This is a genomic window from uncultured Sphingomonas sp. (assembly GCF_946477935.1).
In the GTDB taxonomy this organism is placed as follows: Bacteria; Pseudomonadota; Alphaproteobacteria; order Sphingomonadales; family Sphingomonadaceae; genus Sphingomonas.
In genome coordinates this window covers 1-9,140 of record NZ_CAMLAC010000145.1, presented here as the reverse complement: position 1 = coordinate 9,140, position 9,140 = coordinate 1, and the positions used below count along the sequence as shown (strand labels likewise).

Below are 9,140 nucleotides of genomic sequence, written 5' to 3'. Positions count from 1 at the left end.
CTTCCGCGCCTGGCTCGACGAACATTTCCCCGACCGTGCGAGCAAGGTGATGGCGACGATCCAGGCGATGCGCGGCGGCCGTGACAATGATCCGGACTTCTTCAATCGCATGAAGGGCAGCGGACCCTGGGCCGATCTGCTGCGCACCCGCTTCCACATCGCCTGCCGCCGCCACGGTCTCAACCGCGCGCGCATCGCCCTGCGCACCGACCTGTTCCGCAAACCGGCCGGCCCCCAGGGCGAGTTGTTCTGACGCCCAAGGATCGCCCCGCCCCACCGACCGTTGAGCCCGCGAAGGAGACGGACGATGATCGACCCCGAACAGGAACCGCAGCAGGACGACGCCCCCGCCGAGCAGGAGTCCGGCGCCGGCTACGGCAACAACGCCGAAGAACCCGAAGGCGAAAGCCGCTAATCTTGCCAAAGCCCTCTTCCCATCGGGGAGAGGGCTTCGACACCTTATCCCACCAGCGCCAGTCGCGCGTCGGAGTTCTTCATCTCCACGCCCGTCACGCCCGGCAACGTCTCGATATGCTCGGCCAGTTCCGCATCCAGCAGGAAGTCGCGCCCCAGCATCACCATTGCCTCGCCACCTTCGGGTAGCGCCAGCTTTGCGCGCACCTCGCCCTTGGCACCGCGATGCTCGGCCAGCAGGGCCGCCAGCGGCCGGAACGCCGCCGCATCGCGGATCGCGACCTCCAGCACGAACCGCGCCTGCGACGCCAGATTTTCGAACGGCTGGATGCGCTTGATGCTGACCCGCGGCGCCTCCTCGCCCGGCCGGCGATCCAGTTCCACCGTCACCAGCCCGCACCCGCCGACGCGCGCCGCATCCTCCAGATCCTTGGCCACCGCATCGTCGAAGCAGGTCGCCAGGAACTGCCCCGTCGCATCGGACACCTGCGCCATCATGTAGCGCTTGCCGCGGGCCGATGTCCGCCAACGCGCATCCTCGATCAGCAGCGCCATCGTCGCACCCGCACGCGTGCCATCGTCCGGGATCACCAGTTCGGACAGCGCGGTATAGCTCCGCGCGCCGTGCATCCTGGCGATATGCGCATGTCGGTCGACCGGATGGGCGGAGAAGTAGAAGCCGAACGCCTCCTTTTCCTGCTCCATCCTTTCCGCAAGGCTCCACCGCGCATTCGCGGGCAGCTTGATCGCATCACCCGCCTGCGGCCCGTCGCCGAACAGGCCGCCCTGCCCGCTCGTGCGCCCGGCATGAGTCCGCGCCGCGATCGCCAGGATCGTCTCGGCCACGCCGTGTACACCTGCCCGGTTCGCTTCCACTCCGTCGAACGCACCCGCCGCCGCCAGCGTCTCCAGTTGCCGCTTGTTGATCAGCCGCGGATCGACACGCGTCGCCAGCGCATCCAGTGTCGTAAAGGCACCGCCGGTCGTGCGCTCGGCGACCAGCTTCTCCATCGCCCCCTCGCCGACCGATTTCAGGGCGCCCAGTGCATAGCGCACGGCGAAACCGTCACCATGCACCTCGACGTCGAACTCGGCCTGGCTGGCATGGATGCACGGCGGCAGCATCGTCACACCCATCCGCCGCGCATCGTCGACGAAGATCGCCAGCTTGTCGGTCAGCGCCATGTCGTAGCACATCGACGCGGCGTAGAATTCGTGCGGATAATGCGCCTTCAGCCACGCCGTCTGATACGCCAGCAGCGCATAGGCAGCGGCGTGCGACTTGTTGAAGCCGTATCCCGCGAACTTGTCGATCAAGTCGAACAGCTCGTTCGCCTTGGCCTTGGGAATGCCGTTCGCGCTCAGGCATCCCTCGACAAAGGTCGCGCGCTGCGCGTCCATTTCCGCCTTGATCTTCTTGCCCATCGCGCGGCGCAGCAGGTCGGCGCCGCCCAGCGAATAGCCCGCCAGGATCTGCGCGGCCTGCATCACCTGTTCCTGGTACACGAAGATCCCGTAGGTTTCGGCCAGGATCGGCTCGAGCAGCGCGTGCGGATAGACGATCTCTTCCGTGCCCTGCTTGCGCCGCCCGAACGAGGGGATGTTGTCCATCGGACCCGGGCGATAGAGCGAGACGAGCGCGATGATGTCGCCGAAATTGGTCGGCCGCACCGCCGACAGCGTCCGGCGCATGCCTTCCGATTCAAGCTGGAACACGCCCACCGTGTCGCCCTTCTGGAGCAGTCCGTAGGTCGCTTCATCGTCCCAGGGCAGCGCCGCCAGATCGATCTCCACCCCGCGCTTGTTCAGCAGCTTCACCGCCTTTTGCAGCACGGACAGCGTCTTCAGGCCGAGGAAGTCGAACTTAACCAGGCCCGCGCCCTCGACATATTTCATGTCGAACTGCGTGACGGGCATGTCGGAGCGCGGATCGCGGTACAGCGGCACCAGTTGCGCCAGCGGCCGGTCGCCGATCACCACGCCGGCGGCGTGCGTGGACGAGTGGCGCGGCAGGCCCTCCAGCTTGGTCGCCAGATCCAGCAGGCGCCGGACCTGGTTGTCGTTGGCATATTCCCTGGCCAGTTCGGGCACGCCGTTCAGCGCGCGCTTCAGATCCCACGGATCGGTCGGGTGATTGGGCACCAGCTTGGCGAGGCGATCGACCTGGCCATAGCTCATCTGCAGCACCCGGCCCGTGTCCTTCAGCACGGCGCGCGCCTTCAGCTTACCGAAGGTGATGATCTGTGCCACCTGATCGCGGCCGTATTTCTCCTGCACATAGCGGATCACCTCGCCGCGCCGCGTTTCGCAGAAGTCGATGTCGAAATCGGGCATCGACACGCGTTCCGGGTTCAGGAAGCGCTCGAACAGCAGCCCCAGCTTCAGCGGGTCGAGATCGGTGATGGTCAGCGCCCAGGCGACGACCGATCCCGCACCCGAACCACGCCCCGGCCCCACCGGAATGTCATGATCCTTCGCCCATTTGATGAAGTCGGCGACGATCAGGAAGTATCCGGGAAAGCCCATCTGGATGATGATGTCGACCTCGAAGGTCAGGCGCTCGTGATACGCCTCGCGCCAGCCGGCCTCGCCTTCTCCCTCCAGTTCGGCGATGCGGTCCAGCCGCGCTTCCAGTCCGGCGCGCGCATCGCGGCGCAGCATCTCCGCCTCGCCGTCCCGGTCGCCGGCAAGGCTGGGCAGGATGGGCTTGCGCCACGGCGCCATCACCGCGCAGCGCTGCGCCACGATCAGCGTGTTGTCGATCGCTTCCGGCAGATCGGCGAACAGCGCCTTCATCTGCGCCGCCGGCTTCAGCCATGCCTCGGGACAGCTACGCGGCCGATCCTCGCTCTCCACATAGGTGGAGTTCGCAATGCACAGCATCGCGTCATGCGCGTCGCCGAACGCGGAATCGGTGAAACAGCACGGATTGGTCGCGACCAGCGGCAGGTTCCGGTCATAGGCCAGGTCGATCAGCGCCTGCTCGGCGGCCATCTCGACCGGGTCTTCGCGGCGACACAATTCCACGAACAGCCGATCACCGAACAGCGCCTGCAACCGGTCCGCATAGGCGCCTGCCCGCGCCGGCTGATCCTCCGCAAACAGGCGGGCAAGCCCCCCCTCGCCGCCCGCGGTCAGCGCGACCAGTCCGTCGCAGTGCCGCGCCAGCGTGTCGAAGCAGACATGCGCGGGCAGCTCGATCGGCCGCTCCAGATGCGCGGCCGAGACCAGCGCGCACAGATTGTCGTAGCCGCGCTCATTCTGCGCATACAGCGCGATCCAGTCGAGCACCGGCGGCACGCCTTCGGGCATGTCCGGGCGCGCAAGACCCAGCATCGTGCCGACCACCGGCTGCACGCCCGCCTTCTTCGCCGCGTCCGAAAACGCCATCGCGGCATACAGGCCGTTGCGATCGGTCAGCCCGGCCGCAGGAAACCCCTGCGTCTTGGCCTGCGCGGCGATCGCCTTGGGGTCCATCGCCCCGTCCAGCATCGTGAAGGAGGAAAAGATGCGGAGCGGTACATAGCCGGAATGCATCGCATCCCCATAGCCGCACCCGCATGATTCGACCAGCACGGAACCCCTGTCGCAGCGACCCGTTGCAATCGTGAACGACAGGAAGAATGCCCGCATGACCGATGCCCCCCAGGATCCGCAGATGCCCATCGGTACGCCCCGGGTGGGCTCCGGCTGGGGCTGGATATTGGGCTATGGCGTGCTTTCGGCCGTGATCGGCGTTGCAGCCTTTGTCTGGCCTTTCTCCGCGACGCTCGCCGCCACCCTGGTGATCGGCGCATGTTTCATCGCGGCCGGCATCGTGTCGATCGGTGCCGGCATTTTCGGTCAGGGTCATGAAGGGCGCGGCTATGCGATCGGCTTCGGCCTGTTGTCGCTGTTCATTGGCCTCATCATGGCGTTCGAGCCGGTGACGGGTGCGCTGTCGCTGACCCTCCTCGTCGCCGTCTGGCTGGGCCTGCGCGGCATATTGGAGGTCGTCTGGGGTCGCCGCATGCGGCGCGGCCGCGGTGCCATGTTCGCGCTGGGGGCGCTCAACATCGTGCTGGCGCTGGTGGTGCTGGCGACGCTGCCATGGAGCGCATTGACGCTGCCCGGCTATATTCTCGGCCTCAGCTTCCTGTTCGGCGGCATCACCGCGATCGTGTCGGCCCTGAACCACAAGAAAGGCGCGGACGCCTTCGCGCTGTAGGATCGCCCCTCTCCCCCACGGGGAGAGGGAGGGGCCCGCCGCAAAGCGGTGGGAGGGTGAGGGCCGCCAAGCAGCGCAACACTGCGTGACGCCCTCTCACCCAACCATCTGCGCGAAGGAGAGAGGGCCTGAAGGTTACAACAACCCCTCGATATTCCCCACCAATTCCTCAGGCTTGGTCGTCGGCGCATAACGGCGCACCGTCCGCCCCTCGCGATCGACCAGGAACTTCGTGAAGTTCCATTTGACCGCCTTCGACCCCAGCACGCCCGGCGCTTCGTCTTTCAGCAGCGCAAACAGCGGATCGGCATCCGTCCCGTTCACCTCTACCTTGGCGAAGATGGGAAATGTCACGTCGTAGCTGGTCGAACAGAAGTTCGCGATCTCCGCCGCATCCCCCGGCTCCTGCGCACCAAACTGGTTGCACGGGAAGGCCAGCACCGAAAAACCGCGCGGCCCAAAACGCCGGTGCAAAGCCTCCAGACCCTCATATTGCGGCGTGAACCCGCATTTGGACGCGGTATTGACGATCAGCAGCACCCGGCCGGCATAATCGGCCAGCGGCACCATCGCGCCACCTGGCGCCTTCACGGACAGGTCGGTCACGCTCATTCCAACGTCCCCTCGTGCAAACGGACCACCCGGTCCATCTTCAGCGCCAGCCGTTCGTTATGCGTCGCCACCAGCGCCGCCGAACCCTCGCCCCGCACCAGCCGCAGGAACTCGGCAAGCACGACTTGCGAGGTATGCTCGTCCAGATTGCCGGTCGGCTCGTCCGCCAGCACCAGCGCCGGGCGATTGGCCAGCGCCCGCGCCACCGCCACACGCTGCTGCTCGCCCCCAGACAACTGGCTCGGCCGGTGCGTCAGCCGGTGCCCCAGCCCCAGCGCCGTCAGCAACGCCGTCGCCCGCTCCTGCGCCGGCACCGTCTCCGCCCCATGCACTAGCTGCGGCAACACGACATTCTCGATCGCGTTGAAATCGGGCAGCAAATGATGAAACTGATAGACGAACCCCAGCCGGTCGCGCCGCGTGATCGTGCGGCCATGCGCGTCCAGCCTGGCCACTTCCTCGCCCGCAATGCGGATCGATCCGGAAAAGCCGCCTTCCAGCAGGCCGACCGCCTGCAACAGCGTCGACTTGCCCGATCCGGACGGCCCCAGCAGCGCGACGATCTCGCCCGGTGCGATCGACAGGTTCACGCCGCGCAGCACGTCGATCGTCTGCCCGCCTTGCGTGAAACTGCGCGCCAGATTGGTGGTCTGGAGAACGGGCTCATTCATAACGAAGCACCTGTACCGGGTCCGTGCTCGCCGCCTTCCAGGCCGGATAGAGCGTGGCGAGGAAGGAGAAGACCAGCGCCATCGTCGCGATCACGATCACCTCGACGGGATCGGTCTTCGATGGCAATTCGGTCAGATAGCGGATCGACGGATCCCAGAGGTTCTGCCCGGTGACGAGTTGCACGAAGTTCACCACGCCCTGCCGGTAGAACAGGAAGATCGCCCCCAGGATCAGGCCCGCCACCGTACCCAGCGCGCCGATCGTCGTGCCCACCACCATGAAGATCCGCATCAGACCGCCGCGCGTCGCGCCCATCGTCCGCAGGATCGCGATGTCGCGCGTCTTGGCGCGTACCAGCATGATCAGCGACGACAGGATGTTGAACACCGCGACCAGGATGATGATCGACAGCACGGTGAACATCGCCACGCGTTCCACCGCCAGCGCCTCGAACAGTTGCGCGTTCATCGTCCGCCAGTCGGCGATCACCGCGCGCCCGCCCATCTTGTCGGCCAGCGGCGCCAATATCTGCCCGACCTTGTCGGCATTCACTGTCTGCAACTCGATCATGCCCACCGCGTCGCCCATCAGCAGCAGGGTCTGCGCATCCTCGATCGGCATGATGACATAGGCCTTGTCATAGTCGTACACCCCGATCTCAAAGATTGCGCCGACTTTGTAGCTGACGATGCGCGGCACCGTGCCGAACGGCGTCGTCTGCCCCTGCGGACTGATCAGCGAGATGTCCGATCCCACCGTCGCACCCAGCGCCTCGGCCAGCCGGCTGCCGATCGCGATCCGGTTGCTGCCCGGCGTGACGCTGGCCAGATTGCCCATCACGATCTTCGATCCGATCGCACTGTTGCCGCGAATGTCGGCGACGCGCATGCCGCGCACCAGCACCGCCTCGACCCGGCCGTTATAGCTGGACATCAGCGGCTGCTCGATCAGCGGCACCGCGCTGGTCACGCCCGGTGTCGCCTTCGCCTCGCGCACGATGTCCTGCCAGTCGGGCAGGCGCCCGCCGATCCCCTGCACCACCGCATGGCCGTTCAGCCCGACGATCTTGTCGAACAGTTCGGCGCGGAAGCCGTTCATCACGCTCATCACGATGACGAGGGCGGCAACGCCCAGCATCACCGCCACCAGGCTGATCGACGCGACCAGGAAGATGAAGGCTTCCCCCTTGCCCGGCAGCAGGTAGCGCCGGGCGATCATCCGTTCATAGCGAGAGAGGATCATGGGCAGGTCGATCGATCCTTGGAAAGCATGGTATCGGCTCTAGGCGGCACCCGTCGGGCTGGCAATGGCGCGCGATGTTGCGCGCAAGTCACAGCACCCCGCCAATCGTGCAATGTCGGCTTGTTGACACGTGACAAAAGCCCGTGGCTTACCTAGCAAGAATTCACTTGAGACACAGGCAACGGCCGTGGTTCGGGGAATGCTCTTCCGCCCGCCTTTCAAGGGGCTGGAGCGAGAGCGGGACAAGGGGGCTGACGAGCGATCGTCACGCAGGCGCCCGGATCGGCAACGGTCCGGGCGTTTGCTTTTCGGCAACACGCCGTGCAGCAGAACCACTTTCGAGCGACACTGTATCCCCGAAGATGCCGCCGAAGCCGACATGGGACACGGGGAGCTTCCAGACTGCCGTTCCCACCGCCGACTCCGGCGCCCTGGACGGGAATTATTTCCTAGCCCCGCAAAGATGAACGACAGGTGGCTGACCGTTGATTTTGCATGCGGCGCGCAAACCAACCCTCTCCCCTCCGGGGAGAGGGATTAGCGAGCCTACCCCCGCAAAGCCGAAGCCGCCCGTGCCCGCGCCTCGACGTCCGCCATCGATCCGCCGGTTACCCAGCTACCGCCCACGCACAGCACCGGCTTGAACGCCAGCCAGTCCGGCGCCGACGCCTCGGTGATCCCGCCCGTCGGGCAGAAGCGCGCCTGGTAGAAGGGCGCGGCCAACGCCTTCAGCGCCTTCAGCCCACCGCTGGTCTCGGCCGGGAAGAACTTGAAATGGGTCAGCCCCAGGTCCAGCCCGCGCATGATATCGCCCGCAGTCGCGATGCCGGGCAGATAGGCGATGCCGCTGTCGATCACCGCCCGCCCCAACCGGTCGGTCAGGCCCGGCGACACGATGAATTCGGCCCCGGCATCGGCGACATCGCGCAACTGCTGCTCGTTGACGACGGTGCCCGCACCGACGATCGCGCCGGGCACCTTCTTCATCTCGGCCATAGCCTCCAGCGCGGCCGGCGTACGCAGCGTCACTTCCAGCACGCGCAGCCCCCCGGCGACCAGCGCCTCGGCCAGCGGCCTGGCGGTGGCGGCGTCCTCGATCACCAGCACCGGGATGACGGCGCTGGTCTGCATGATGGTGGCGATATCGGTCATTGGATCGGTTCCCCGTGGATCGGAATCAGGCGGTGTGCTGCTGCGCGAACGCTGCGGCGGCGCCGAACAGCCCCGGCTGCGGATGGGTGATGAGCTTGACGGGCAGTTTCGCCATCATCGACTGGAAACGGCCCTTGGCGACGAATCGCTGGTCGAAGCCGGAGCGGATCAGCTTGTCCTTGATCCGGAAACCCAGGCCGCCCGCGATCACCACGCCCTTGGCGCCCTGCACCAGCGCGAAGTCGCCCGCGACCGCGCCGAGCGCCAGGCAGAAACGGTCGAGCGCGGCCAGCGCGATCGAATCGGTACCCTCCAGCGCCTCGGTCCAGATCGCCTTGTCGTCGCGGCTGGGCACAGCGCGCCCCTCCATCTCCGCCAGCGTCTCGTAGATCGCGACGATGCCCGGGCCGGAGCAGATGCGCTCGGCCGACACGCGGGTGAAGGTGCGGCGCAGGCGGCGCAGGAACGCGTCCTCGATCGCGTCCAGCGGCGAATAGTCCATGTGCCCGCCCTCGGTTTCCAGCACATGATAATAGCCGTTGGTCTTGAACACCTGCGCCACGCCCAGGCCGGTGCCGGGGCCGCATACCGTGGTGATGCCGGTCGCCGGCAGCGGCTCGTCCGGCCCGCACAGATGCAGGAAATGCTCGTCCGAAACCTGGGCGACCGCATGGCCGACCGCACCGAAATCGTTGATGACGGTGTAGATATCGGCGCCCAGCCGCTCGGGGATCAGTGACGGGCGGATCACCCAGGGGTTGTTGGTCAGGCGGATCACGTCGCCGGTGATCGGCGACGCGATCGCGAGCGAGGCGGCCTTGGGCAGGGGGCGGCCGACATG

General features: G+C 66.5%; 7 protein-coding genes and 1 pseudogene. 2 read left to right on the top strand and 6 right to left on the bottom strand.

Annotation, left to right across the window (positions count from 1 at the left end; translation table 11 throughout):
* Positions 1–253 (top strand): annotated as a pseudogene (locus Q0U08_RS14085) (radical SAM protein); the annotation flags it as partial.
* Between the two features lie 206 nt (positions 254–459).
* Here Q0U08_RS14085 and dnaE read toward each other — a convergent pair.
* Complete coding sequence (gene dnaE, locus Q0U08_RS14080) at positions 460–3,951, bottom strand: DNA polymerase III subunit alpha (RefSeq protein ID WP_298092030.1); 3,492 nt, start codon at positions 3,949–3,951, stop codon at positions 460–462.
* Positions 3,952–4,045: 94 nt separating this feature from the next.
* On the opposite strand from dnaE, the gene Q0U08_RS14075 reads away from it, so the two are divergent.
* Positions 4,046–4,621, top strand: coding sequence for an HdeD family acid-resistance protein (locus Q0U08_RS14075; RefSeq protein WP_298092028.1), 576 nt, complete (start codon positions 4,046–4,048; stop codon positions 4,619–4,621).
* A gap of 135 nt (positions 4,622–4,756) precedes the next feature.
* On the opposite strand, the gene Q0U08_RS14070 is transcribed toward Q0U08_RS14075, so the two are convergent.
* The 5 genes from Q0U08_RS14070 to Q0U08_RS14050 all read right to left on the bottom strand — a co-directional run.
* On the bottom strand, positions 4,757–5,233 hold the full coding sequence (locus tag Q0U08_RS14070) for a glutathione peroxidase (protein WP_298092026.1): 477 nt from the start codon (positions 5,231–5,233) through the stop codon (positions 4,757–4,759).
* Positions 5,230–5,904: an ABC transporter ATP-binding protein gene (locus Q0U08_RS14065; RefSeq protein ID WP_298092024.1), complete on the bottom strand. Its 675-nt coding sequence runs from the start codon at positions 5,902–5,904 to the stop codon at positions 5,230–5,232. Before Q0U08_RS14065 ends, Q0U08_RS14070 begins: the two co-directional genes overlap by 4 nt.
* Positions 5,897–7,147, bottom strand: a complete 1,251-nt coding sequence (locus Q0U08_RS14060; protein ID WP_298092022.1) for a lipoprotein-releasing ABC transporter permease subunit — start codon at positions 7,145–7,147, stop codon at positions 5,897–5,899. Before Q0U08_RS14060 ends, Q0U08_RS14065 begins: the two co-directional genes overlap by 8 nt.
* A gap of 546 nt (positions 7,148–7,693) precedes the next feature.
* A complete protein-coding gene (gene eda / locus Q0U08_RS14055; RefSeq protein WP_298092020.1) occupies positions 7,694–8,299 on the bottom strand; it encodes a bifunctional 4-hydroxy-2-oxoglutarate aldolase/2-dehydro-3-deoxy-phosphogluconate aldolase in 606 nt (201 codons plus the stop codon).
* 25 nt (positions 8,300–8,324) lie between these two features.
* On the bottom strand, positions 8,325–9,140 hold an 816-nt coding region (locus tag Q0U08_RS14050; protein WP_298092018.1), incomplete at its 5' end, for a glucokinase.